Annotated in this window: 20 protein-coding genes and 1 tRNA gene; 7 read left to right on the top strand and 14 right to left on the bottom strand. The window is 69.3% G+C overall.

Annotation, left to right across the window (positions count from 1 at the left end; all coding sequences use genetic code 11):
- Positions 1 to 5: 5 nt before the first annotated feature.
- The gene (locus ACO06I_RS12235; protein ID WP_421932843.1) at positions 6 to 1598 is read right to left on the bottom strand and encodes an isocitrate lyase; all 1593 of its coding nucleotides are present in this window, start codon (positions 1596 to 1598) and stop codon (positions 6 to 8) included.
- Positions 1599 to 1742: 144 nt separating this feature from the next.
- On the opposite strand from ACO06I_RS12235, the gene ACO06I_RS12230 reads away from it, so the two are divergent.
- Together ACO06I_RS12230 and ACO06I_RS12225 are read left to right on the top strand one after the other, a co-directional pair.
- Complete coding sequence (locus tag ACO06I_RS12230) at positions 1743 to 3161, top strand: helix-turn-helix domain-containing protein (RefSeq protein WP_421932842.1); 1419 nt, start codon at positions 1743 to 1745, stop codon at positions 3159 to 3161.
- Positions 3162 to 3290: 129 nt separating this feature from the next.
- Positions 3291 to 5441, top strand: coding sequence for a malate synthase G (locus ACO06I_RS12225; protein ID WP_421932841.1), 2151 nt, complete (start codon positions 3291 to 3293; stop codon positions 5439 to 5441).
- A 109-nt stretch (positions 5442 to 5550) separates the two neighbouring features.
- Here the strand turns inward: ACO06I_RS12225 and ACO06I_RS12220 are convergent, their stop codons facing one another.
- Entirely contained in the window at positions 5551 to 5964 is a 414-nt protein-coding gene (locus ACO06I_RS12220; RefSeq protein ID WP_421932840.1) for an SRPBCC family protein, read from the bottom strand.
- Between the two features lie 129 nt (positions 5965 to 6093).
- On the opposite strand from ACO06I_RS12220, the gene ACO06I_RS12215 reads away from it, so the two are divergent.
- Positions 6094 to 7332, top strand: coding sequence for an NAD(P)-binding domain-containing protein (locus tag ACO06I_RS12215; RefSeq protein WP_421932839.1), 1239 nt, complete (start codon positions 6094 to 6096; stop codon positions 7330 to 7332).
- Positions 7333 to 7342: 10 nt separating this feature from the next.
- On the opposite strand, the gene ACO06I_RS12210 is transcribed toward ACO06I_RS12215, so the two are convergent.
- The 3 genes from ACO06I_RS12210 to ACO06I_RS12200 are packed head-to-tail and all read right to left on the bottom strand — an operon-like array spanning position 7343 to position 10922.
- On the bottom strand, positions 7343 to 8917 hold the full coding sequence (locus ACO06I_RS12210; RefSeq protein ID WP_421932838.1) for an AMP-binding protein: 1575 nt from the start codon (positions 8915 to 8917) through the stop codon (positions 7343 to 7345).
- Between the two features lie 29 nt (positions 8918 to 8946).
- On the bottom strand, positions 8947 to 9789 hold the full coding sequence (locus ACO06I_RS12205) for a hypothetical protein (RefSeq protein ID WP_421932837.1): 843 nt from the start codon (positions 9787 to 9789) through the stop codon (positions 8947 to 8949).
- 26 nt (positions 9790 to 9815) lie between these two features.
- The gene (locus ACO06I_RS12200; RefSeq protein WP_421932836.1) at positions 9816 to 10922 is read right to left on the bottom strand and encodes an amidohydrolase family protein; all 1107 of its coding nucleotides are present in this window, start codon (positions 10920 to 10922) and stop codon (positions 9816 to 9818) included.
- 218 nt (positions 10923 to 11140) lie between these two features.
- On the opposite strand from ACO06I_RS12200, the gene ACO06I_RS12195 reads away from it, so the two are divergent.
- A complete protein-coding gene (locus tag ACO06I_RS12195; RefSeq protein WP_421933626.1) occupies positions 11141 to 11758 on the top strand; it encodes a TetR/AcrR family transcriptional regulator in 618 nt (205 codons plus the stop codon).
- Here ACO06I_RS12195 and ACO06I_RS12190 read toward each other — a convergent pair.
- Entirely contained in the window at positions 11708 to 12595 is an 888-nt protein-coding gene (locus ACO06I_RS12190; protein WP_421932835.1) for a TetR/AcrR family transcriptional regulator, read from the bottom strand. The genes ACO06I_RS12195 and ACO06I_RS12190 overlap by 51 nt on opposite strands.
- Positions 12596 to 12742: 147 nt before the next feature.
- Between ACO06I_RS12190 and ACO06I_RS12185 the strand changes: the two genes are divergently transcribed.
- Positions 12743 to 13933 (top strand): acyl-CoA dehydrogenase family protein, encoded by a 1191-nt coding sequence (locus ACO06I_RS12185; RefSeq protein WP_421932834.1) that lies wholly within the window; start codon positions 12743 to 12745, stop codon positions 13931 to 13933.
- Between the two features lie 6 nt (positions 13934 to 13939).
- On the opposite strand, the gene ACO06I_RS12180 is transcribed toward ACO06I_RS12185, so the two are convergent.
- A tRNA-Arg gene (locus ACO06I_RS12180) sits at positions 13940 to 14016 on the bottom strand.
- Between the two features lie 53 nt (positions 14017 to 14069).
- Between ACO06I_RS12180 and ACO06I_RS12175 the strand changes: the two genes are divergently transcribed.
- On the top strand, positions 14070 to 15371 hold the full coding sequence (locus tag ACO06I_RS12175; protein WP_421932833.1) for a dicarboxylate/amino acid:cation symporter: 1302 nt from the start codon (positions 14070 to 14072) through the stop codon (positions 15369 to 15371).
- A 6-nt stretch (positions 15372 to 15377) separates the two neighbouring features.
- On the opposite strand, the gene ACO06I_RS12170 is transcribed toward ACO06I_RS12175, so the two are convergent.
- From ACO06I_RS12170 to ACO06I_RS12160, 3 genes are all read right to left on the bottom strand, one after another.
- Positions 15378 to 16334 (bottom strand): hypothetical protein, encoded by a 957-nt coding sequence (locus ACO06I_RS12170; RefSeq protein ID WP_421932832.1) that lies wholly within the window; start codon positions 16332 to 16334, stop codon positions 15378 to 15380.
- 144 nt (positions 16335 to 16478) lie between these two features.
- Positions 16479 to 17093, bottom strand: a complete 615-nt coding sequence (locus ACO06I_RS12165; RefSeq protein ID WP_421932831.1) for a glutathione S-transferase family protein — start codon at positions 17091 to 17093, stop codon at positions 16479 to 16481.
- A 72-nt stretch (positions 17094 to 17165) separates the two neighbouring features.
- The gene (locus ACO06I_RS12160; RefSeq protein ID WP_421932830.1) at positions 17166 to 17990 is read right to left on the bottom strand and encodes an alpha/beta hydrolase; all 825 of its coding nucleotides are present in this window, start codon (positions 17988 to 17990) and stop codon (positions 17166 to 17168) included.
- 69 nt (positions 17991 to 18059) lie between these two features.
- On the opposite strand from ACO06I_RS12160, the gene ACO06I_RS12155 reads away from it, so the two are divergent.
- Complete coding sequence (locus ACO06I_RS12155) at positions 18060 to 18890, top strand: enoyl-CoA hydratase-related protein (RefSeq protein ID WP_421932829.1); 831 nt, start codon at positions 18060 to 18062, stop codon at positions 18888 to 18890.
- Positions 18891 to 18954: 64 nt separating this feature from the next.
- Here the strand turns inward: ACO06I_RS12155 and ACO06I_RS12150 are convergent, their stop codons facing one another.
- The 4 genes from ACO06I_RS12150 to ACO06I_RS12135 all read right to left on the bottom strand — a co-directional run bounded on the left by ACO06I_RS12150 (position 18955) and on the right by ACO06I_RS12135 (position 23179).
- Positions 18955 to 19464, bottom strand: a complete 510-nt coding sequence (locus ACO06I_RS12150) for a CarD family transcriptional regulator (RefSeq protein ID WP_421932828.1) — start codon at positions 19462 to 19464, stop codon at positions 18955 to 18957.
- 281 nt (positions 19465 to 19745) lie between these two features.
- Positions 19746 to 20087: a ferredoxin FdxA gene (fdxA, locus tag ACO06I_RS12145; RefSeq protein ID WP_421932827.1), complete on the bottom strand. Its 342-nt coding sequence runs from the start codon at positions 20085 to 20087 to the stop codon at positions 19746 to 19748.
- Between the two features lie 95 nt (positions 20088 to 20182).
- Positions 20183 to 22543: a penicillin acylase family protein gene (locus ACO06I_RS12140; RefSeq protein ID WP_421932826.1), complete on the bottom strand. Its 2361-nt coding sequence runs from the start codon at positions 22541 to 22543 to the stop codon at positions 20183 to 20185.
- A 72-nt stretch (positions 22544 to 22615) separates the two neighbouring features.
- Positions 22616 to 23179 (bottom strand): DUF882 domain-containing protein, encoded by a 564-nt coding sequence (locus ACO06I_RS12135; RefSeq protein ID WP_421932825.1) that lies wholly within the window; start codon positions 23177 to 23179, stop codon positions 22616 to 22618.
- Positions 23180 to 23338 lie beyond the last annotated feature (159 nt).

Genomic DNA, 23338 nt, shown 5'->3' with positions numbered 1-23338 from the left:
GTCGCTTAGGCGAACTGGCCCATGGTGTTGTGGATGCCGCCGGCCTTCAGGGCCGCTTCGCCGGCGAAGTATTCCTTGTGGTCGTCGCCGATGTCGGAGCCCGACATGTTCTGGTGCTTCACGCAGGCGATCCCTTCGCGGATCTCCTTGCGCTGGACGTTCTTCACGTAGCCCAGCATGCCCTGCGAGCCGAAGTATTCCTTGGCCAGGTTGTCCGTGGACAGGGCCGCGGTGTGGTAGGTCGGCAGGGTGATCAGGTGGTGGAAGATGCCCGCGCGCTTGGCGCCGTCCGCCTGGAAGGTGCGGATGCGTTCGTCGGCTTCGATGGCCAGCTCGGTGGTGTCGTAGTCGACGCTCATCAGCTTGTCGCGGTCATAGGCCGAGACGTCCTTACCGGCCGCCTTGTAGGCGTCATAGACCTGCTGGCGGAAGTTCAGGGTCCAGTTGAAGGACGGGCTGTTGTTGTAGACCAGCTTGGCGTTGGGGATCACCGCGCGGACGCGGTCCATCATGCCGGCGATCTGCTCGACGTGGGGCTTCTCGGTTTCGATCCACAGCAGGTCGGCGCCGTTCTGCAGCGAGGTGATGCTGTCGAGGACGCAGCGGTCTTCACCGGTGCCTTCGCGGAACTGGAACAGGTTCGAAGGCAGACGCTTCGGACGCAGCAGCTTGCCATTGCGGTTCAAGACCACGTCGCCGTTCTTCATGTCGCCCGGCGCAACTTCTTCGCAGTCGAGGAAGCTGTTGTACTGGTCGCCCAGGTCGCCCGGGGTGGTGGAGACGGCGATCTGCTTGGTCAGGCCTGCGCCGAGGGAGTCGGTGCGGGTGACGATGACGCCGTCCTCGACGCCCAGCTCCAGGAAGGCGTAGCGGCAGGCGCGGACCTTCTGCAGGAAGTCCTCGTGCGGCACGGTGACCTTGCCGTCCTGGTGACCGCACTGCTTTTCGTCGGAGACCTGGTTTTCGATCTGCAGGGCGCAGGCGCCGGCCTCGATCATCTTCTTGGCCAGCAGGTAGGTGGCTTCGGCGTTGCCGAACCCGGCGTCGATGTCGGCGATCACCGGGACGACGTGGGTCTGGTAGTTGTCGACGGCGTCGATGATGGCCTTTTCCTTGGCCTTGTCGCCGGCCGCGCGGGCGGCGTCGAGGTCGCGGAACATGCCGCCCAGCTCACGGGCGTCGGCCTGGCGCAGGAAGGTGTAGAGCTCTTCGATCAGGGCCGGCACCGAGGTCTTCTCGTGCATCGACTGGTCGGGCAGGGGACCGAACTCGGAGCGCAGGGCCGCGACCATCCAGCCCGACAGGTAGAGGTAGCGACGGTCGGTGGTGCCGAAGTGCTTCTTGATGGAGATCAGCTTCTGCTGGCCGATGAAGCCGTGCCAGCAGCCCAGGGACTGGGTGTACTGCGAGGAGTCGGCGTCATAGGCCGCCATGTCCTTGCGCATGATGCCGGCGGTGTAGCGGGCGATTTCCAGGCCGGTCTTGAAGCGGTTTTGGACGCGCATGCGGGCCACCGACTCCGCGTCGATGGCGGCCCAGGGGCCCTTCTTGGAGTCGATGAGCTGGCTCATCTGAATGATGTGGTCTTGGTACGCCATGGGAGCCTCGGTGCGAGAGGTGAAGTTGATCGGCCCGTACCAAGGCGCCTTGGCCCTGTGGAGTCGCTCCGAGGTCTAGCTGTCAATCTTTACAGGAAATGATTGTCATGATGTAATAACATGACAACGGGAGTTGTAATTAACGTGGCCGCCGAACGTCGTCTCTATGTGGGTCCGAGCCTGCGCCGCCTGCGCCGCGACCTGGGCCTGACCCAGGCCGACATGGCCAGCGATCTCGAGGTCTCGGCCTCCTATGTCGCCCTGCTGGAACGCAACCACCGGCCCCTGAGCGCCGAGATGCTGCTGCGTCTGGCCCAGACCTACAAGCTGGACATGACCACCCTGGTGGGCAGCAGCGGCGCCGACGAGACCGCGCGGCTGCAGGCGGTGCTGAAGGACCCGATGTTCGCCGACATCGACCTGCCGGCCCTGGAGACCTCTGACCTGGCCGGCAACTTCCCCGGCATCACAGAGGCCCTCCTGCGGCTCTACACGACCTATCGCGAGGAGCAGCTGGCCCTGGCCGACCGGGGGGCGGAGACCCACGAGACCGGCGGGGAGGGGAGCGACGCCACCGACCCGGTCGCCGAGTCCCGCCGCTTCCTGGCCGCCCGGCGCAACAGCTTCCCCAGCCTGGACGACGCCGCCGAGCGCATCGCCCAGGCGGTCGCCGGCCACGACAACCTGGTGAGCTACCTCAAGGCCCGGCATGGCCTGCGCACTCGGCGCCTGCCCTCCAACGTCATGGTGGGTTCGATCCGCCGGCTGGACTGGCACCGCAAGGAGATCCTGCTGGACGATGGCTTGGACACCGCCAGCCAGATGTTCCAGCTGGCCCTGCAGCTGGCCTATCTGGAGATGCGCGAGGAGATCGACGCGGTGCTGGAGGGCGGGACCTTCGTGACCGACAGCGGCGAGCGCCTGACCCGCCGGGCCCTGGCCAGCTATGCGGCCGCGGCGGTGATCATGCCCTATTCGGCCTTCGCCCGCGCGGTGGAGGCGCGGCGTTACGACGTCGAGGCCCTGGCCCGCCAGTTCGGCGCCAGCTTCGAACAGACCGCCCACCGGCTCACCACCCTGCAGAAGCCGGGGCAGGAGCGGGTGCCGTTCTTCTTCATCCGGGTCGATCCGGCCGGCAACGTCTCCAAACGCCTGGACGGGGCGGGCTTCCCCTTCGCGCGCCACGGCGGCGGCTGTCCCCTGTGGTCGGTGCACCAGGTGTTCCGCACCCCGCGCCAGATCGTCACCCAGTGGCTGGAGCTGCCCGATGGCCAGAGGTTCTTCTCCATCGCCCGCACGGTGACCGCCGGCGGCGGGGCCTTCGGCAGCGCCCGGGTGGAGCGGGCCATCGCGCTCGGCTGCGCCGCCGAACACGCCGGGAAACTGGTCTACACCCAGGACCAGCCGGGGTTCGGAGCCGAGGCCGCCACCCCCATCGGGGTCACCTGCCGCTTGTGCCACCGCACCGAATGCACGGCCCGCTCGGCGCCCCCCATCGGCCGCCAGATACTGCCCGACGACATCCGGCGCACCAGCCTGCCCTTCGGCTTCTCCGACAGCTGAAACTTCGCTGCTTCCGAAAATTGGGGGCTTCAAAGCGGCGCGCTTCCGTGCAGTAAAGCGGCCGGTGAGTGGGGCGTGTCGCCGGTGCGGCGGGCCCTTGGACGCCCAATTTGAGAGCCCGGTACGGACATGGACATCAGCAACGCCCTTTCGGTCGACGACATCCTGCACGCCTTCGTGGAACAGGAACTGCTCACCGGGACCGGGGTAGAGGCCGCGAAATTCTGGGGCGCCCTGGAGTCGATCCTGGCCGACTTCACGCCGCGCAACGCCGAGCTGCTGGCGCGCCGCGACGCCTTGCAGGAAAAGATCGACGCCTGGTGGAAGGCGCGCAAGGGCAAGGATTTCAGCGTCGCAGAGGAGACCGCCTTCCTGCGCGAGATCGGCTATCTGCTGCCCGAGCCCGCCCCCTTCGAGATCGCCACGGTGAACGTCGATCCGGAGATCGCCAAGGTGGCCGGACCGCAGCTGGTCGTGCCGGTTTCGAACGGGCGGTTTGCGTTGAACGCCGCCAACGCCCGCTGGGGCAGCCTCTATGACGCGCTCTACGGCACCGACGCCCTGGAGCCCCCGACCGGCGGCAAGGGCTATGACCCGGTGCGCGGCGGCAAGGTTGTCGCCTTCGCCCGCGGCCTGCTGGACCGCGTCGCGCCCCTGGCGAGCGGCTCGCATTCTGACGCCACCAGCTATGTGGTGAAGGACGGCGCCCTGGCGGTCAGCCTGAAGGACGGCTCGACGACCGGGCTTAAGGACGCCGCCCAGTTCGCCGGCTGGCGTGGTTCGCCTGAGGCGCCCGAGGGCGTGCTGCTGGCTCACAACAGCCTGCACCTGGAGATCCAGATCGACCGCGCCCACAACATCGGCAAGGACGACGCCGCAGGCGTCTCCGACGTGCTGGTGGAGGCCGCGCTCACCGCCATCCAGGACTGCGAGGACTCCGTCGCCGCCGTGGACGCCGAGGACAAGGCGCAGGTCTATCGCAACTGGCTGGGTCTGATGCGAGGCGACCTGTCGGCCAGTTTCGTCAAGGGCGGCCAGACCGAGACCCGGCGCCTGGACGCCGACCGCACCTACGCCTCGGCCAAGGGTGGCGAGCTCACCCTGCGCGGCCGCAGCCTGATGCTGGTGCGCAATGTCGGCCACCACATGGTCACCGACATGGTTCGCCTGAATGGGCAGCCGGTGTTCGAGACGGTGGTGGACGCGCTGATCACCGTCACCGCCGCCCTGCACGACATCAAGGGCGCGCGCCGTAACAGCCCGGCCGGCTCGGTCTATGTGGTGAAGCCCAAGATGCATGGGCCCGACGAGGTGGCCCTGGCCGTGCGCCTGTTCGACCTGGTGGAGGACGCCCTGGGTCTGGCGCGCAACACCGTCAAGCTGGGCATCATGGACGAGGAGCGCCGCACCAGCGCCAACCTGGCCGCCTGCATCCACGCCGCCCGCGAGCGGATCGTGTTCATCAACACCGGCTTCCTCGACCGCACCGGCGACGAGATCCACACCGCCATGGAGGCCGGCCCGGTGGTCCGCAAGGACGCCATCAAGGCCGAGCCCTGGCTGCCGGCCTATGAGAAGCGCAATGTCGAGATCGGCCTGGCCACCGGCTTCCCGGGCAAGGCGCAGATCGGCAAGGGCATGTGGGCGGCGCCCGACCAGATGGCCAACATGCTGGCCACCAAGGTCGGCCACCCGAAGGCCGGCGCCAACACCGCCTGGGTGCCGTCACCCACCGCGGCCGTGCTGCACGCCCTGCACTACCACGAGGTGGACGTGCCGGCCCTGCAGGCCACCATGAGCGCGGCCAAGTCGGCCACCGGCCTCGACGACCTGCTCACCCCGCCGCTGGCGCGCTCCAACTGGAACGCCGAGGACATCGCCCAGGAACTGGACAACAACGCCCAGGGTATCCTCGGCTACGTGGTCCGCTGGATCGATCAGGGGGTCGGCTGCTCCAAGGTGCCCGACATCCACGATGTGGGCCTGATGGAGGACCGCGCCACCCTGCGGATCTCCAGCCAGCACATCGCCAACTGGCTGCACCACGGAGTCTGCGACGAAGCCCAGGTCCGCGAGACCTTCGCCCGCATGGCCAAGGTGGTGGACACCCAGAACGCCGGCGACGCCCTCTACCAGCCGATGGCGGGGAAATCCGACAGCGTGGCCTACCAGGCGGCCCTGGAGCTGGTCTTCGAGGGCCGCGCCCAGCCCAACGGCTATACCGAGCACATCCTCACCCGCCGCCGCCGCGAACGTAAGGCTCAGCTCGCCGGGGGCTAGACGCTGACCGTTTCAGATGGACTCATCTGAAACGACAAGAAGGGTCTAGATTCAAAAGATTAGAGCGCGTCGGGCGGCGGAACCGGTATCCACTTCCGCCTGACGCGCTCTAGACCAGGCCGAGGGCGCGCTTCATGGCCTTGATGTTGCCGCGACAGAACTTGGTGAGGGCCTCGGTGGCCTCGGCCAGCTTGTCGGGGTCCTTGGGCGTGAACTTCACCCGCAGTTCGAGGATGGAGCTGTCAGGCCCCGTCGACTTGACCGAGACGGTGGAGAAGTAGGCGTCCATGTCGGGGCGATCGAGGGTGTAGGTGTAGTGGTGCGGGCCCTCGTCGGTGAGCAGCTCCTTCACCGTGCGGCCGCCCGGCATGGTCAGAGTCCGGACCTGTCCCTGGGGCGTGACCTCGGTGCTCTCGGCCTCCACCACGGTGGCCCACTTGCGGATGCCGGAGAAGTCTCCCACCACCCGCCAGACGGCGTCGGCGCTCATCGGCAGGTCTTCGCTGGCGTTGACGTCGTGCATGGCGGGGTCCTCAAGGGTCGGGGCGGGGCCGCGCGGCCCCAGGCTGCCGCAGAGACTTTACCTCGGCCGCGGTTCCGTCAACGATCCACCCCCGCCGTCCCGCACCGGGGAGGGTGAGACAGGCTCGACATGTCCCCGCCCGCCCCGCTTCCGCAGACCATCGACACCGTCATCATCGGCGGCGGTCAGTCGGGGTTGGCGGTGAGCTGGCATCTGGGCCGGCTGGGCCGCGAGCATGTGATCCTCGAGCGCGCCCGGGTGGCCGAGCGCTGGCGCAGCGAGCGCTGGGACAGCCTGGCCTTTCAGTTTCCCAACTGGCTGCTGCAACTGCCGGGCTTCGCCTATGCGGGCCCGGACCCGGAGGGGTTCGCCTCCCGTGACGAGGTGGTGGCCTTCGTCGAGGCCTATGCGGCGAGCTTCGACGCGCCCCTGCGGTGTGGGGTGTCGGTGGACGCCCTGGGGCGGGACGAGGCGGGCGGCTTCCGGCTGGAGACGTCGGGCGGCGCGGTGTCGGCGGCCAATGTGGTGATCGCCACCGGCCCCTATCAGCGGCCGGCGATCCCGGCGGCCCTGGCCGAGGCGGTGGGCGAGGTCTTCCAGCTCCACGCGGCGGCCTATCGCAATCCCGGCGCCCTGCCGCGGGGCGCGGTGCTGGTGGTGGGGGCCGGCGCCTCGGGCGCCCAGATCGCCGAGGATCTGCTGCGGGCTGGCCGGCGGGTCTATCTGGCGGTGGGGACCCATCGGCGGGCGCCGCGCCGCTATCGGGGCCGGGACTTCGCCTTCTGGGAGTTCGCCATCGGCGCCTTCGACCAGGGGATCGACCAGCGCGCGCCGGGGACCGTGCCGCCTCTGCTGACCGGGATCGACGGCGGTCGCGACATGGACCTGCGCCAGCTCGGCCGCCAGGGCGTGACCCTGCTGGGGCGGTTGACCGGCGGGGCCGAGGGACGCCTGGCCTTCGCCGACGACCTGGCGGCCAGCCTGGCCAAGGGCGAGGCGGAATACGCCGCCTTCATCGCCGCGGCCGACGCCCATGCGCGGGCCGCGGGCCTGGACCTTCCCGAGGAAACGGTGACCCTGCAGGGCGGCGACCTGCCGGCGCCCGTGCGCGACCTCGACCTGGCGGCCGCCGGCGTGGGCGCGGTGATCTGGGCCACGGGCTACCGCTACGACTTCGGCTGGGTCGACCTGCCGATCTTCACCGATCCCCCCACCCGGTCCCTGCCGAGCCACCGGCGCGGCGTGACGGCGGTCCCCGGCGCCTATTTCATCGGCCTGCCCTGGCTGTCGAAGCGCAAGTCCTCCCTGATGGCCGGCATGGGCGAAGACGCCGCCTTCGTGGCCGAGCATCTGGTGGGGCGCGACTAGTGCAGGGGTCTCAGATGGCCCGCGAGCGGCCTTCCCAGTAGGGGGCGCGGACCTTGTTGCGCTGAATCTTGCCGGCCTCGCTGCGGGGCAGGGCCTCGACGAAATCGACGGCGCGCGGGACCTTGAACTTGGCGACCACCTGGGCGGCGTAGTCGAGGATTTCGCGCTTGAGCGCCTCGCTCGCTTCGAAGCCGGGCTTGAGCTGGATGACCGCCCGGACCTCCTCGCCCCACTCCTCGTGGGGCACGCCGACGGTGCAGCTGTCCTCCACCGCCGGGTGCTTGATCAGCTCGTTGTCGATCTCCTGGGGATAGATGTTCACCCCGCCGGCGATGATGGTCTCGGCGCTCCGCCCGGTGAGGAAGAGCCAGTCGTCCTCGTCGAGGTAGCCGACATCGCCCATGGTGAAATAGCCGTCCTTGCGGTTGGCCTCGGTCTTGGTGTCGTCCTTGTAGTAGCTGAAGCCGCCCTGGTCGCTGAGGCTCATATAGATGGCGCCGGGGACGCCGGGCGGGCATTCCTGGCCGGTCTCGTCGAGGATCTTGGCGGCGTCCTTGTGCGGTCGCCGGCCAACCGTTCCCGGACGCTTAAGCCAGTCCTCGGAGCTGACGGTGAATCCCACGCCGCCCTCGGAGCCGGCGTAGTATTCGAACAGCTTGGGCCCGATCCACTCGATCATGGCGCGCTTGACCTCGGGCGGGCAGGGCGCCGCGCCATGGGTGATGCGCCTGAGCGAGCTGAGGTCGTACCTGGCGCGCACCTCTTCGGGCAGGGCCAGCATCCGCTGGAACATGATCGGCACGAAGTGGCCGCGGGTCACCTTCTGGTCCTGGATGGTGCGCAGCACCTGTTCGGTGTCCCACCTGTCGATCAGGACGGTGGGCACGCCGTTGTTCAAGGCCCGGCGGATGTCTCCCGCCAAGGGGGATGCGTGATAGGCCGGGCCGGTGCAGATGTGCTTGTCCACGGCGCGGTCATAGATGGCGTCATAGCCGCCGACCGCCTGGGCGTTGGGCTTGTAGACCCCCTTCGGACGGCCCGTGGTGCCCGAGCTGTAGAGCATGGTGGAGCCCCGCACCGGATCGGTGAGATCCTCGCCCGGCAGATCGTCGATGGCCTCATAGGGCAGGAAGCCTGGCAGGTCGCCGCCGATGGAGACCTTGAGCCGGAGCTGCGGACATTGCAGGGCGGCCTCCAGGGCGCCGGGCACGCGGGTGTCGGCGAACAGCGCTCGGGCCTCGCAGTTGTCGATCACATAGGCGATCTCGTCGGGCTTCAGGTGCCAGTTCACCGGCGTCATGCGGAAGCCGCCGCGCAGGGCGGCGAACAGCACGTCGGCGAATTCCATCCGGTTGGTGCAGAGCAGGGCGATGGCGTCGCCCGCCTGCAGGCCGTGGGCCCGCATCAGCCGCACCAGCCGGTTGGCCTTGGCGTTGAGCTCGCCGAAGGTGCGGGTGCGCCCCGACAGCTCGTGGACCGCGATCTTGTCGGGGTGGACCTGGGCCCACACCGCCGTGGCCATGCCGAACTCGACGGCCTGGTCCACGCGGGTCTTGATGTCGTCGACGACGGCCGCGTCTGTCATGACAACGCCTCCTCCAAATCAGGGTGGGTTCAGCCCCACAGGGGCGAGGAGGCCTTCATCGCGCGGATCATGAAGGTGACGCTGGCGACGTGCTTGCCGCTGGCGGCGTCGGCGATGTCGACGTCGTACCAGGCGTTCTCCGTGCGCGGGCTCTCGGTGATCTTTCGCATGGTGGTGCGGCCCACATAGTCCCGGTCGGCCAGCACCGGACCCGCCAGGTGCCGAACCTCCAGGGCGCCGAACAGGCCGACATAGGGCGCCTTCGACTTGGCCAGCACGAAGGGCCGGCTCATATGCGCCAGGCGGACGACATGGGCCGGCGACAGCACCCCCTTCTCGTCATAGATCGCCAGCCGCTCAGTGATGCGCTCGAGGGAGGCGTCATAGCTCTCCCGGCTGACCTTCATCGGGATGTCGCCGGTGGTGTCGCCCACCTTGAGGTCGGCGTAGATGCGCAGGGCCGCCGGGTCGGCCGGCGTCTGCTCGGACATGCGGCGCAGGACCTCGGAGCCGGTGTCGGGGGCCTTGGCCGAGGCCGTGCCGACGCAGACCTGCTGGCCAGCGCGGTTGAACATCTGCAGGCGGGCCCGCTGCGGGCCCGGATGGACCATGGCCTGGACCTCCTCCTTGTCCACCGTCGCCTGGGCGAAGTGCAGGGAGATGTCGCCGGTCTCGAACCAGGCCTCGCCGTAGAGCTCCAGCAAGATGGGGACGAACTGGTCCATGTGGACCGAGCCCGGGACGGTGCCGCCCTTGAAGCCCAGCTTGGAGGCCACCTCGTCATTGTGGATCGAGCCCGGGGCGGCCTGGAAGCCGTTGTGCGGCGCCCGGAACGGGCCGGTGATCTGATCCTGGGTGGTCGCGTCGGTCATGGACGTGTTCCTTTGCGAAGGCGGCGTCAGAGCCCGCCCATCATCTGTTCGAAATTGGCGCGGTAGAAGGCGTCGCGGTCGGCCTCGCCGAGGTCGCCGAAGGTCCGCTCGAACCGGCCGATGGGGTCGTTGGTCCCCTCCGGGTGCGGGTAGTCGCTGGAGAACATGTAGAGGTCGGCGCCGCTGTCGCGGATCAGGTATCCGGCGTCCTCGCCCGGGAAGGGCGTGAACTTCACCTGCCGGCGGATGATCTCCGACGGCTTGGCCGACAGGGCCTGCAGATAGGGGTCGGTGCGGCCGAAGGACCGCGCGCCCATGTCCATCTGCCGCAGGAAGCCGGGCACCCAGTAGGCGCCGTATTCGATCACGCCGCCCTTGAGTCCCGGCATGCGGTCGAAGAGGCCATCATAGACCAGGGCGCCGAGGAACATCTCGGCCGAGTGGGGCAGGGCCACATAGTCCTTGAAGCGCAGGTTCTCGCCGCCGCCGTGCAGGTCGGGCGACCTGGCCTTGCCGTTGTTGACGTATTCCTGCGGCAGGGTCCGCGAGCCCGCGCCGATGTGCAGGACGAAGGGGATTTTCTTGGCCGCCAGCAGGGCCCAGAAGGGATCGAGGTCCGGGTGGCCCGGCGACCTGTCGCCCGCCGCCGTCGAGGGCACCCAGATCGCCCTGCAGCCCAGGCGGATGGCCTCCTGGGCCTCCTCCAGCGCGCGGGCCGGATTGTCCAGCGGGACATAGGCGACGCCGAGCAGGCGTGGGTCGCCGCAGAAGCTGGCCATGGCGCGGTTGGCCGCGCGCGCGCCGGCGTAGAGGACGTCCTCGTCCTTGGTGGTGCGGAAGGGGCGCAGGGCGGAGGTGGGGAAGACCAGCTGGCTCGCGAAGCCCAGCTCCTCGATGGCCCGGATGCGCTCGGCGGTGTCGCAGGAGCCGTAGGCGAGCCGGCCCTTGGGGCCGGCGATCAGGCCCTCGATCACCTTCTCCTTCGGCGCCTCCACGGGCGGCCGGGTGGAGGGCGGATCGCGGCGCAGAAGGCGGTCCTTCATCGCCCCCTCGGCGAAGGGCACGAGCCAGTCGGCCGGCTCCATGACGTGACTGTCGGCGTCGTGGAATATCCGTCCCGCAGCATAGGGCATGCCGGCTCCTCCCTGGCTTCTTATGCGCCAAGCATGGCGCCGGCGGTGCGGTCAGACAACCGCTTTAATGACATTCGCACTATCATCGCCGTGATGAGGCGCGTCCTGAACCGGGCGCCTCATCGGCCCCGGTGGCGCTAGACTGCGGCTCGACGGTCGAATCGGAACGGCGGACCCATGAGCGATCACTCGACAGTTCGGCGGATGCGCGCTTGGCCGTGACCTCGAAGCGACCGCGAAGGGGACTCCGCCTGCCGCCGCAGGAACGCCGGGAGCTCCTGCTGGATGTCGCCGCCGAGCGGGTCCTGGAGCAGGGCGTCCTGCCGATCGCCGTCGAGGAGCTGGCCCAGGCGGCGAGGGTCAGCAAGGCGCTGGTCTATCGCTATTTCCCTGAGCGCCATGACCTCTACAACGCCCTGCTGGAACGCGCCCTGAGCCAAGTGGCGGAGGCCCTCGACGCCGCTGGCGAAGCGCCCGACCTTGCGACGGCAGCCGGCGATGTGGCGGAAGCCTACTACCGCCACGTGGCGCGGACCGGGCCGCTCATCCAGGTCATCCTGCGCGACCGCTTCATGGTCGGCCATGTCTCGCGCCGCGCCGCCGCCGTCCGGGCGCGGGTGGCGCGGCGGCTGGCGCGCAAGGCCCGCGACGCCCTGGGCCTCGACCTGCGGGAGGCGGTCGCCTGCGTCAGCATCGGCATGACCATGCCCGAGGAGTGCGGGCGTCTCGCCTTCCAGGGGGAGCTCGATCTGGAGCGCGGCGCCCTGCTGTGCCGCGAACTGGTCCTAGGCGTCCTCGACGTCGCCGGCCGGCGGGGCCTGGAAGCGGGCCGCTAACCTGCGGTTGCCCGCCTCGACGATCTCGGACGCCAGGATCTCCGCCAGCGCCAGATCCAGCCGACCGCGCGCCAGGATGCGGCCGGTGCGGAGCACCGCGCTGGTGAGCACCGTCGTGGCCGCCCGCGCGACGTCGGCGGGGATGTGGTGGCTTTCGCTGAACCGACTGGCGACCACATGGGTGTTGTCGGCCCGGATCGCGCGCTGCTCGCCGCGCAGGGCGCGCCGCACGCCCGGCGCGTTCTGCAGGGTCTGCAGCAGGACCCCTCGCTCGGCCACCTGGCGCAGATAGGTCACGGTGGAGAGGCGCAGGCGTTCGGCCGGCCGCTCGGCGGTGTTGATGCGGTGGGTTCGGGCCGCCCGGATGGCCTCCAGCTCCCGGCGGGCCAGGGCCGCCATCAGGTCATCGACGGTGGGGAAGAAGTGGTAGGCCCGCGGCGCGGTGAGCCCCGCCTCCCGGGCGACCCGCTTGATGGTCAGGGCGTGCAGCCCATCCTGCACGATGATCCGGGCGGCGACCTCCAGCAGCTGCTGGCGGCGATCCTCCGGCGACAGGCGCACGGGGGTGCGGCGCGCCATGGGTTGGCCGGGCGTGATGAGGATCCGGTGGCTCACCCCGGCCGGCGCCGGGGGCAGGTCGGGGGCTGGGGCGGCGCGGCCGGCCCGCGCCTTCGCCCAGTGGCCGCGGGTCGGATAGGGGATCGCGGTCCGGTCGCAGAGTTTCGCCAGGCCGCTGGCGCTCAGGCCGAGGTCCGCCGCCACCGACGAGAGGGGCTCGCGCCACAGACGCTGAAAGAGCTGCGGGCGGGTAAGCTCAGTGGGGGTGGAAGGGCGCATGTTTCCGGACCGGGGCCAACGGCCGCACCATAACCGCCGCGCCTGATCTTTCATAACGCCGCGGGGAGGTCTCGACGGAGGCTGTTGATGACGTTCGCACTAATTGATAGTCCGGAGGTCCGCCCCGCCGTTCGAAAGGCCCGATACATGCCGGCTGACCTCTCGCCCGCCCTCGCCCTCGACACCTTCCGCGCCGAGGTTCTGGCCTGGCTGGACACCAACTTCCCCAAGGCCCTGGCCGGAAAGCAGGCCCAGACGGAGGCGGCCGACCAGGGCGGGCAAGACCTCGCCGACTGGAAGCGGGCCCTGTGCGGCAAGGGCTGGGGCACGCCCACCTGGCCCAGCGCCTATGGCGGCGGCGGCCTGACGCCGGCCCAGGCGCGAGTGCTGCGCGAGGAGATCCGGCGGGCGGGCGCCTGGAACCCGATCGGCTGGGGCATGGGGGTCCGCATGCTGGGCCCCACCCTGCTGGAATACGGGACCGAGGCGCAGAAGCAGCAGCACATTCCGCCGATCGTCCGCGGCGAGACCCGCTGGTGTCAGGGCTATTCCGAGCCCAATGCCGGCTCCGACCTCGCCTCCCTGCAGACCCGCGCCGAGGACCGGGGCGACCACTTCCTGGTCAACGGCCAGAAGCTGTGGACCAGTGGGGCGCAGTACGCCGACTGGTGCTTCTGCCTGGTCCGCACCGACCCGACCCGCAAGCACGACGGCATCTCGTTCCTGCTGATCGACATGCGTTCGTCCGGCGTGCGGGTGAACCCCATCCAGCTGATCTCTGGCCGTTCGCCCTTCTGCGAGACCTTCTTCACCGACGTGAAGGTCCCCAAGGCCAATCTGGTGGGCCCGTTGAACGGCGGCTGGACGGTGGGCAAACGCCTGCTGCAGTACGAGCGCCAGCGCAACGAGGACGCCCCGGCCCGCGCCACCGAGCAGCGCGCCATCGAGGCGGTGGCCGCCGAGCATCTGGGGCGCGACGCCCAGGGGCGGATCGCCGATTCCGACTACCGCAGCCGGCTCACCCGGCACCTGATGGACCGCAGGGCCTTCAACCTGACCCTGCAGAGGTCCGTCGTCGAGGCCGGGGGCGGCGGCCCGAACGCGGCCACCTCGATCCTCAAGAATGTATCGTCGCTCCTCGTCCAGGAGCGGTCCGAACTGCTGGTGGAGGCCATGGGCCAGGGTCTCGCCTGGGAGGGCGAGGCCTTCGAGCCGGCCGAACTCGCCTATGTCCGCGAGTGGCTCTCGGGCAAGGCGAACACCATCTTCGCCGGCTCCTACGAGATCCAGAACAACATCATCGCCAAACGCATCCTCGGCCTGCCGGACCCGAAGTGAGTGCGATGGCGGCCCGGAAGGGACTCGAACCCCTGACCTTCGCTTTAGGAAAGCGCTGCTCTATCCTGCTGAGCTACCGGGCCTGACCGGTGGGGTGATAGCGCACCGCCGCCTAGCGGCGAAAGGGGAGAAGCGCATGGGGGCTCTACGCTATTTTCGGGTGCTCTATGTGCAGGTGCTGATCGGCATCGCCCTGGGCGTCCTGGTGGGCTGGCTCTGGCCTGATGTCGGCGTGGCGCTCAAGCCCCTGGGCGACGGCTTCATCAAGCTGATCAAGATGGCCATCGCCCCGGTGATCTTCTGCACCATCGCCGCGGGCATGGCGCGGATGAGCGACCTCAAGGCCTTCGGCCGCCTGGGCGCCAAGACCCTGATTTATTTTGAGATCGTCTCCACCTTCGCCCTGGTGATCGGCCTGGTGGTGGGCAAGGTCATCCAGCCGGGCCGGGGCTTCAATGTGGACCCCGCCACCCTCGATCCCAAGATCGCCGCGGACTATCTGGAGAAGGCCCACCACACCCCCGGCCTGGCCGAGTACCTGCTCAACCTGATCCCCGACACCTTCTTCGGCGCCTTCGCCGAGGGCCAGCTTCTGCAGGTCCTGGTGATCGCGGTGATCACCGGCCTGGCCTGCACGCGGATGGGCACCTTCGGCGACAAGGTGGCCGGCGCTCTGGAGGAGATCTCCAAGGTCTTCTTCTCGATCATCCAGGTGGTGGTGCGCCTGGCGCCGATCGGCGCTTTCGGGGCCATGGGCTTCACCATCGGCAAGTACGGCGTGGCCGCCCTGGTGAAGCTGGCGGCCCTGGTGGGGACCTTCTACCTCACCAGCCTGCTCTTCGTGCTGGTGGTGCTGGGCCTGATCGCCTGGCTCTCCGGTTTCTCGATCCTGAAATTCCTGGCCTATATCCGCGAGGAGTTGCTGATCGTGCTGGGCACCTCCTCCTCGGAATCGGTCCTGCCGCAGATGATCGACAAGATGCAGCGGCTGGGGGCGGGCAAGACCACGGCGGGCCTGGTGATCCCGACGGGCTACAGCTTCAATCTCGACGGCACCAACATCTACATGACGCTGGCCACCCTGTTCCTGGCCCAGGCCACCAACACCCACATCACGCTCACCCAGGAGCTGACCCTGCTGGGGGTGGCCATGCTGACGTCGAAGGGGGCGAGCGGCGTCACCGGGGCGGGCTTCATCACCCTGGCGGCCACCCTGGCGGTGATCCCCGACATCCCGATCGCCGCCTTGGCCCTGCTGGTGGGGGTAGACCGGTTCATGAGCGAGTGCCGGGCGCTGACCAACCTGGTGGGCAATGGCGTGGCCACCCTGGTGGTCGCCCGCTGGGACGGCGACCTCGACCGGGAGGTCCTGGCCCGGGAACTGGCGCAGGGACCGCGACCGATGACCGTCGAACCCGCGCCGGCGGCGGCCGACTAGCGCGCGTCAGTACGCGCCCGCGAGGCCCAGGCCGCGTAGGGCGGTCTCCGGCGCGGGGACGGGCTCGACCCGCGTCGGCAGCATCACGCCTGCGCCGATCAAGGTGGCGTGCAGGTGCCGGACATTGGCCGCGGTGCGGCCCAGGCTGGCGGTGATCCGATCCGCATCGAGCCGCGCCTCGGTGAAGATGAAGCCCCCGGGCGCGGCCCGGCAGACGCCGAGCGCGATGAGGCGGTGCAGGTGCCGCCGGGTGGTCTCGCGGGGCAGGCCGAGCTCCCTGGCCAGGGACATGGCGCTGATCGGCTCGCGCACGCTGTCGGGAATGGAGCGGATCGGACCCACCAGCTCGGTGGCAGATTCGGCGAGGCCCCGGATATTGGCCGCCTCCAGGGCGCAGGCCGTCAGGCCGAGCATCAGGTCGCCCCCCGACAACGCCATCACGTTCTCAAGGAAGCGCAGGCAGAAGGTGTTGGTGGCCCGTCCGATGGCGCGGTGCAGCGGCTCTTCCAGATCGGCGCCGCCCGTCCGGTCGATGGGGACAATTCCCGCGCGCTGCAGCCTCAGACAGAAGTCGCGGGCCAGGTCGGTGTTGGCGATCACGGTGGCCACCACCGGGGGCCGCAGCATCGCCTCGGCCCGGATGATGACCCCATCGGGGGTCTCCTCGACGTAACCCTCCGCCTTCAAGCTGTTGAGCTTGCGCCGCAGGGTCTCGCGGGGAAGGCCGAGCGCCGTGGCGGCGGCATGGGCGGTGATCGGACGCCGCAGATTGTCCGGCGCGGGCCTGTCCAGCGTCCCCCAGTCCCGGCCCCCCTCGGGCCGCTGATCCAGATAGGCGGTGTTGGCCTGGGTGATGGTGGCGAAGATGATCGTCGTGGTGATGTCGCCGAACAGGTCGGTCGACAGGCGGAACCAGCGCAGCACGTAGTCGGAGGAAAACTGCCCCACCAGGCGTCGGTTCACGATGACCCTCCCGCCGGATCTCGCATCTTCCCCACCCCGCTCCGAGGCGGCTGGTCGGCGACCAGGTCGTTATCTTAGGCCGTCCTTCGTAAACAACCTGGCGCCATCGCACCCGGCCGCGGGGGACCGGGTGCGTTCGGGGCCCTAGGCGGCGGCGCTGGGGCGGGCCTTGACCCGCTCCATCCAGCCCTTGACCCACTTGGCCTCGTCGGGGACCGGCTGGCCCACCGTCGCCCCGAAGGTCAGGAATCCGTAGAGCAGGATGTCGGCCAGGGTGAAGCGGCCGCCGCAGACAAAGTCGCCCTTCATCTGGCCGTCCAGCCAGAGCAGGCGGTCCTTGGCGATGGCCTTGAGGTCGGCGGCGCCCTCGGCCCCCACCAGCTTCATGCGGCTCTCGAACAGCCGGCGGCCCTCGGCGGCGCGGAAGCCGTTGGCCATGGGCTCGCAGATGTTGAGGTCGATGCGCCGGGTCCACATGCGGGTCTCGGCCCGCTCCTCGGCATTGGTCCCGATCAGCGGCGGATTGGGCTGGATCTCCTCCAGATACTCGCAGATCGGCAGGATTTCGCAGACCTTGTGGCCATTATCGAGTTCCAGGGCCGGGATCTGGCCGGCGGCGTTGATCTGCTCGGTATAGGGCGGCTTGCGGTTCTCGCCGCCCATCAGGTCGACGGTCTGGGTCGGGATGTTCATGCCCTTCTCGGCGATGAAGATGCGCACCACGTGCGGGTTGGGTCCCATCGAGTCGTAGAGTTTCATGGCGCGTCGCTCCCTTAAGTCGTTGGCGAGACCTTTTCGGCGCGGGCGCGGCGCGTCAAGCGCGACCCAACGTCAAGCCAGCCGGGATTTGATCTCGGCCTTCACGACGGCCCAGGCGGGGGCGGTGGGATCGATCAGCTCGAAGTGGCCGGCCTGGGGCAGGTTCAGCACCCTGACCGCGTCGCCCTTGGCCTGGGCCGCCGCCCCGAAGGCCGCGCCGAACCGGGAGGGCACGATGGGGTCCAGGTCGCCGGAGATCACCGCATAGGGCAGGGCGAGGGGCAACAGGGCCAGCGGTGAGGTGTCGGCATAGACGTCCTGGCCATGCCGCGCCTCGGCGCCCACCAGGGCGTCGATGGTGCCGGGGCCGCCGCAGGCGTCCGGCCCGGTGGCGTGATAGGCGGCCAGGTCGATGATCCCGGCCAGGCTGACCGCGCCCCTGGGGATGAATGGGTCGGGCCCGCGCAGGGGGCCTCGCACGCTGCTCCACAGGGCCAGGTGGCCGCCGGCCGAATGGCCGGCGATCACCACGCGTGAGAGATCCAGCGGATAGGTCCTGGCCAGGCCGCGCACATGGTTCACCCCGATGGCCACATCCTGGAAGGTGCCGGGATAGCCGCCGCCGGCGTGGCCGATGCGGCGGTATTCCAGGTTCCAGACCGCCACGCCGCCAGCCTTCAGGTCGGCGCAGGCCTGGTCCATCAATTCCAGGCCCGGCAGCTCGGCCAGCCAGCAGCCGCCGTGGATCATCACCACCAGCGGATGGGGTCCCGGGCCCGCGGGCAGCCACAGCTCGCCGAACTGAAGGTCCAACGGGCCATAGGCGATCCTGGCGTCGGCCGTCTCGCGCGGGCGGGCCAGCAGGTCGCTGAAACTGATGGGCGTCCTGGTCTCCACGCTCGCTCCTTGCCCGCCGCGACGTCAGGGGGTGAGGATGCCCGAAATCACGATCCAGGGAGAGAGACCATGGCCGAAGACCCCATCCTGCTCACCGACGATCCCGTCCCCCATGTCCGGCGCATCACCCTCAACCGCCCCGCCAAGCGCAACGCGCTCTCCAACGCCCTGCGCGGCGAGATATTCCAGGCCCTGGAGGCGGGCGACCGCGATCCGGAGGTGCGGGTGATGATCCTGCGCGGCGCCGGGACCTGCTTCTCCTCGGGCTACGACCTCGCCGGCCTGGGGGAGCTGCCCTACTACACCGCCGGCGGCCAGGGGCAGTGGGCGCGCCACGTCGTGGAGGGTTGCTTCCGCATCTGGGACCTGGCCAAGCCGGTGATCGCCCAGGTCCACGGCTGGTGCCTGGCGGGCGGCTCGGAGCTCGCGGTGGCCTGCGACCTCGTCTACGTCGCCGAGGACGCCCAGATCGGCTACCCGGCGGTGCGCACCATGAGCCCGCCCGACAATCAGTACCACGCCTGGTTCATGGGCATGCGCGCGGCCATGGAGCTGATGCTCACCGGCGACTCGGTCAGCGGCCTGGAGGCTGTCCGCCTCGGCTTCGCCAACCGGGCCCATCCCGCCGACGCGTTGGAGGCCGCGACCCTGGCCATGGCGGAGCGCATCGCCAAGGTCGATCCGGAGCTGGCCCAGCTCAACAAGCGCCTGGTCCACCGGCAAATGGAGGCCATGGGCCTGCGGGCCGGCCTGCGCGCCGGCACAGACCTGCACGCGCTTGGCTGGCACACCCCGGCCAGCCGCGACTACATGGCCCATATGCGCCAGGGGGTGACCCAGGCCCTGACCGCGCGGGACAAGACCTTCGGCGACTACCGCACCGAGGCGAAGGGCGAATAGCCAAACGAAAACGCCCGGCCGTTGCGGGCCGGGCGTCTCGAAGATCAGCGGTGAGTCGAAGCCCTTAGGCGGCGACGGCCTTGATCAGGTTCTTGTTGAGGATGCCGATGGCGGCGTCGCGGTCGATGCGTTCGATGGCGGCGACCTCGCGGGCCATGCGGTCGAGCGCCGACTCATAGAGCTGGCGTTCGGAATAGGACTGCTCCGGCTGGTTCTCGGCGCGGTGCAGGTCGCGGACGACCTCGGCGATGGAGATCAGGTCGCCGGAATTGATCTTGGCTTCGTATTCCTGGGCGCGGCGCGACCACATGGTGCGCTTCACGCGGGCGCGGCCCTTCAGGGTGGTGAGCGCCTGGCTGACGACATTGCCCTCGGCCAGCGAACGCAGGCCCGCGGTGCGGGCCTTGGCGGTCGGGACGCGCAGGGTCATTTTCTCATGGTCGAAGGTGATGACGTAGACTTCGAGCGAATAGCCGGCCACTTCCTGAGTTTCGATCCCCTGAACCTGACCCACCCCGTGGGCCGGATAGACGACGTGATCGCCAACCCCGAAATCCAGACCAGTCTTGCTCATCAGCTAAGTCCTTTCGACCTCGTCCAATCCCACCGGCGCATCCAGGTTTTCCGAGAGCTCAAAGCGAAAGAAGTCCCTCCGCGAAATCGCGCGGCGAACAACATTCATGAGAACGGAATAGACCTCTAAGACACCCTTCGCCTCTTCGAGGCGCATACGGCCGGGGACGGCTCTTCTTCAGAAACGACGTGGCAGGCGCAAAAGCCGATCCCCACGTCGATTAAGACTGTAACATAAAAATCAGCCGAAAGAAAGGCTTGCGCCCCCGGCGCAGGGGGGCTTCAGGAGCCGCGGCCGGGCTTCTCGCTGAAGTACTTCTCGAACTTGCCGGTCTCGCGCTCGAAGGCCTCGGCGTCGGCCGGAGGCTCGCCCTTCACCGTGATGTTGGGCCAGATCTTGGCGTAGTCGGTGTTGATCTTCAGCCACTTGGAGTCGGGCTCGTCCTCGGTGTCCGGCTTGATGGCGTCCACCGGGCACTCGGGTTCGCAGACGCCGCAGTCGATGCACTCGTCCGGATTGATCGCCAGGAAGTTCTCGCCCTCGTAGAAGCAGTCCACCGGACACACCTCCACGCAGTCCATGAACTTACATTTTATACAGGCGTCGGTGACGATGTAGGTCACTGGGAACTCCGGCAGATCTAGAGCGCGGGTTTTCCCGGTCACGCTCCCGATTGTCAATGCCGCCGCGCCCCAGGATATCTGTCAGGGGCGATAGGTCACGGCGCCGGCGTCAGCGAGATCACGGTTTCGGTGGCCGCCTCCACGGCCGGCCGCGAATAGAGCAGGGGCACGTAGTCCCCCTTCACCCATTTCGGGAACAGGTCGCGGTAGTGCGGGCTCTCCGGATTCCCCGACTGGCCGGGCGTGTTGATGGTCACGCTGTTGTCCCAGACGCCGACGTCCAGGACCATGCGGAACGAGGCCCCCGCGATCACCCGGAAATCGCCGGGCCGCCAGGTGGCCGCCATGGGTGACAGGCTGGTTCCGGCCATGGGGGTCGGTCCCGCCGCCAGGCTCGGCGCCAGCGCGGCGTCGGCCAGGGGGGTCAGGGCGTGCTCGAACCTTGCCTGGTGCAGCCGGCCCCAGGCCCAGCCCTTGGGGTCGGGGCCGAGCCGGGCCGACAGTTCGTCGGCGGCTGCCAGCAGGCTGGCCTTCAGGACCGCGTCGCGGGCGGCGGCGGGCAGGGTGGCGTCGGGGTGCTCCAGCAACTCCATGACCGCCGCCAGGTCGCCATTGCCGATGATCGTCCGGGCCTCCTCGGGCGTGGTGGCCGCGACCACGGCGCGGCCCAGGTGTTTGCCGGTCCAGACCTCGAACAGGGCCGCGGCGGGGCTGTCGACCGCCGTGCGGTGGTTCCAGCGGCGCAGCATGTCCAAGGCGCTCGCGAGGCGCGGTTCGTCGGAGGTCAGGGGCGTCAGCAGGGCGATCAGCCGGCGCGAGGTGATGTCGTAGGGGTCAGTCTGCAGGGCCATGGCGTCGGCCACGGTCAGCTTCGGCTTGGCGGCCAGCACCTCGTTGATGCGGGAGAACCGCGCGGCGTTGGACCACTCGAACCCGACCTTGCGCTCGGCGTAGGGGTAGGTCTTGGGCAGGTTCATCTGGTTGGCCGAGGCGAACCAGCCCTGTTTGGGATCGGCCTGGCTGGGCAACTGGTCAGGGGCGAGAAACCCCTTCCATTCATAGCGCCCGTCGCCGGGCACCGGCAGCAGGCCGTCCCAGTTGGGCCGGGCCGGAACCATGCCGGCGGCCACCCAGCCGATGTGGCCCGAGGTGTCGGCATAGGCCTGGTTCTCCGACGGCGCGCCCCAACCGGCGAGGGCGGCCTTGAAGCCTTTCCAGTCCTGGGCCTGCATGTAGCCGGTGGAGCCGAAATAGGCCGAGGTCCCCGGCTGGCTCCACACCGTGCGGATGGCGAAGGCCTTGGCCTCGGTGGTCTTCAGCACCGGCCCGTGGCGCGTGAAACGCAGTTCGACGGGCCGCGGGGCCGCCTCGCCCTTCACCGGGATGGCGTCCTTGACCACCGTCATCGCCTCCCAGCCGTCGCCATAGCGGTACTGGTCCGGGTCGCCGGGCTTGGTCTCGTAGACGTAGAGATCCTCCTGATCGACCGGGAAGATGGTCAGGCCGAAGGCGATCTTGTCGTTATGGCCGATGGAGACCCCGGGCAGGGCCGGCTCCCCGGCGCCGATCACGGAAAAGCCCGGCGCGTTCAGGTGCACGATGTAGCGCAGGCTGGGCGCCCCGTGCTCGCGGTGCGGATCGTTGGCCAGGATCGGACGGCCCGTGGCGGTGCGCGAACCCGAGACCGTCCAGTTGTTCGACCCGATCGCCTCGGGCGGGACCTCCAGGGCGGCGCGCTGTTCCGGCGGTCCCGCGAACTTCACCCCGGCGCCGGCCAACTGGTAGTCGGCCAGGACGTCGGCGGGGATGGCGCACGGATCGAGGCCCTCGGGGATCTGGGTCGTCCACTTGGGCTCGATGAAGCGGTAGAGGCGGGCGGCGGGCAGGCCGGCCTTGCAGGCGATGTGGGCGCGGCCGACCTCGTTGGGAACATTGCGGGTCAGGCCATGGCTGCGGATGCGGACCACGTCCTCGGCGCTCCAGCGGTCCGGCGCGCTGCCGGCGATCCTGAATTCCAGCGGCAGGGGGCGTTTGCCGGCCGTGATCTCGTCCACGAAGGCGTTGACGCCGGCCACCCAGGCGGCGGTGTTGGCCTCCGCGCCCGGCCCATAGGCCGCCCATTCCTTGGCCATGTCGCCGCGATAGAGGAACAGGCGCGCGGCGCGATCCTGGGCCACATAGGTCGGGCCGAAGTCCTTGGACAGCAGGCCCAGCCCGCGCTTGCGCCACAGGTCGATCTGCCAGAGCCGGTCGCGGGCGACGTTGTACCCCTGCAGGAAAAAGGCGTCGCGGACGCTGCCGGCATAGATGTGGGGGATGCCCCAGGTGTCGACGCGAATCTCGGCCGGGGCGGCTAGGCCCGCGACCGCGCGGCTCTCCTGGGCTGGGGCGGCCAGGGCGGTCAGGCTGGAGAGGCTGAGCAGGGCCCCCAGCAGGGGGGCGAGAACCTTGGGCATCTGCGTTTCCTCCGGGGCCGGACGGAGGAGGCTAGGGCAAGACGACCGTGGCGACTACGGCGATAGGAGGCCTCAGGCGCCGGTCCACTGGCGAACCCGCGCCACGTCCACGTGGACGAAGTTGGACGACGGATAGAAGCCGACTCCGCCGGCCGCGACGCTGAGGGCGGCCTTCTGCAGGTTGCGCAGATCGACGCCCTCGATGCGCACATCGGCGGCCTTGCCCAGCATGTGCTGGCTGTGGGAGGCGACCCCGGAGCTGCGAGCATGCAGCATGGCGTTGGTCTTGGGCGAGCGGTAGCCGGAAATGATCTGGAAGGGTCGGTTGGTGTCGAGCTTGGCGTTGATGGCGTGCAGGGCGTCGAACAGGCGGGGATCCATGACGTGCTCTTCGCCGTTACGCCAGTCACGGAGCACCCGCATCGCCTGGGCCAGGGCCTGAGGGACATAGCGGCCGCCCTCGAAATAGACCTCGTTGAAGGTGTCGCCGGTGTGCAGGTTGTGCAGCACGGCGCGGCGCACCTGGGCGCCGGGCAAGGGCGTCACGGAGGCCCAGGCGGCGGCCGGCGCGGCGGCGGCCAGGGCGGCCCCGGTTCCAAGGCGCATCAGGTCGCGCCGTCCCAGTGTGATGGTCATGTGGCGGGTCGCCCCTCTGCGTCGTCGGTCGCCAGTGCCATCGCCTTTGGGCTGGAATGAGGCAAGTTCCGCCCCTGCGACAGCCTGCCGCAACCTGCGCCGCGGGTCCCGCGGGGCCAGGCGACAGCCCGCGCCGGCGCCGCTAAGCTCCCCCCGCGT

This window comes from Phenylobacterium sp. (assembly GCF_965229015.1).
Classification (GTDB): Bacteria; Pseudomonadota; Alphaproteobacteria; order Caulobacterales; family Caulobacteraceae; genus Phenylobacterium.
Note: the sequence above shows the minus strand (reverse complement) of the source record. Positions and strands in the feature narration are given on the sequence as shown.

Coding starts and splice junctions, on each gene's coding strand:
- ACO06I_RS12205 (WP_421932837.1), bottom strand. CDS start 9,789: ATGACCGACGCGACCACCCAGGATCAGATCACCGGCCCGTTCCGGGCG.
- ACO06I_RS12215 (WP_421932839.1), top strand. CDS start 6,094: ATGTCCCCGCCCGCCCCGCTTCCGCAGACCATCGACACCGTCATCATC.
- ACO06I_RS12235 (WP_421932843.1), bottom strand. CDS start 1,598: ATGGCGTACCAAGACCACATCATTCAGATGAGCCAGCTCATCGACTCC.
- ACO06I_RS12140 (WP_421932826.1), bottom strand. CDS start 22,543: ATGCCCAAGGTTCTCGCCCCCCTGCTGGGGGCCCTGCTCAGCCTCTCC.
- ACO06I_RS12210 (WP_421932838.1), bottom strand. CDS start 8,917: ATGACAGACGCGGCCGTCGTCGACGACATCAAGACCCGCGTGGACCAG.
- ACO06I_RS12150 (WP_421932828.1), bottom strand. CDS start 19,464: ATGAGCAAGACTGGTCTGGATTTCGGGGTTGGCGATCACGTCGTCTAT.
- ACO06I_RS12225 (WP_421932841.1), top strand. CDS start 3,291: ATGGACATCAGCAACGCCCTTTCGGTCGACGACATCCTGCACGCCTTC.
- ACO06I_RS12220 (WP_421932840.1), bottom strand. CDS start 5,964: ATGCACGACGTCAACGCCAGCGAAGACCTGCCGATGAGCGCCGACGCC.
- ACO06I_RS12155 (WP_421932829.1), top strand. CDS start 18,060: ATGGCCGAAGACCCCATCCTGCTCACCGACGATCCCGTCCCCCATGTC.
- ACO06I_RS12200 (WP_421932836.1), bottom strand. CDS start 10,922: ATGCCCTATGCTGCGGGACGGATATTCCACGACGCCGACAGTCACGTC.
- ACO06I_RS12175 (WP_421932833.1), top strand. CDS start 14,070: ATGGGGGCTCTACGCTATTTTCGGGTGCTCTATGTGCAGGTGCTGATC.
- ACO06I_RS12135 (WP_421932825.1), bottom strand. CDS start 23,179: ATGACCATCACACTGGGACGGCGCGACCTGATGCGCCTTGGAACCGGG.
- ACO06I_RS12190 (WP_421932835.1), bottom strand. CDS start 12,595: ATGCGCCCTTCCACCCCCACTGAGCTTACCCGCCCGCAGCTCTTTCAG.
- ACO06I_RS12165 (WP_421932831.1), bottom strand. CDS start 17,093: ATGAAACTCTACGACTCGATGGGACCCAACCCGCACGTGGTGCGCATC.
- ACO06I_RS12185 (WP_421932834.1), top strand. CDS start 12,743: ATGCCGGCTGACCTCTCGCCCGCCCTCGCCCTCGACACCTTCCGCGCC.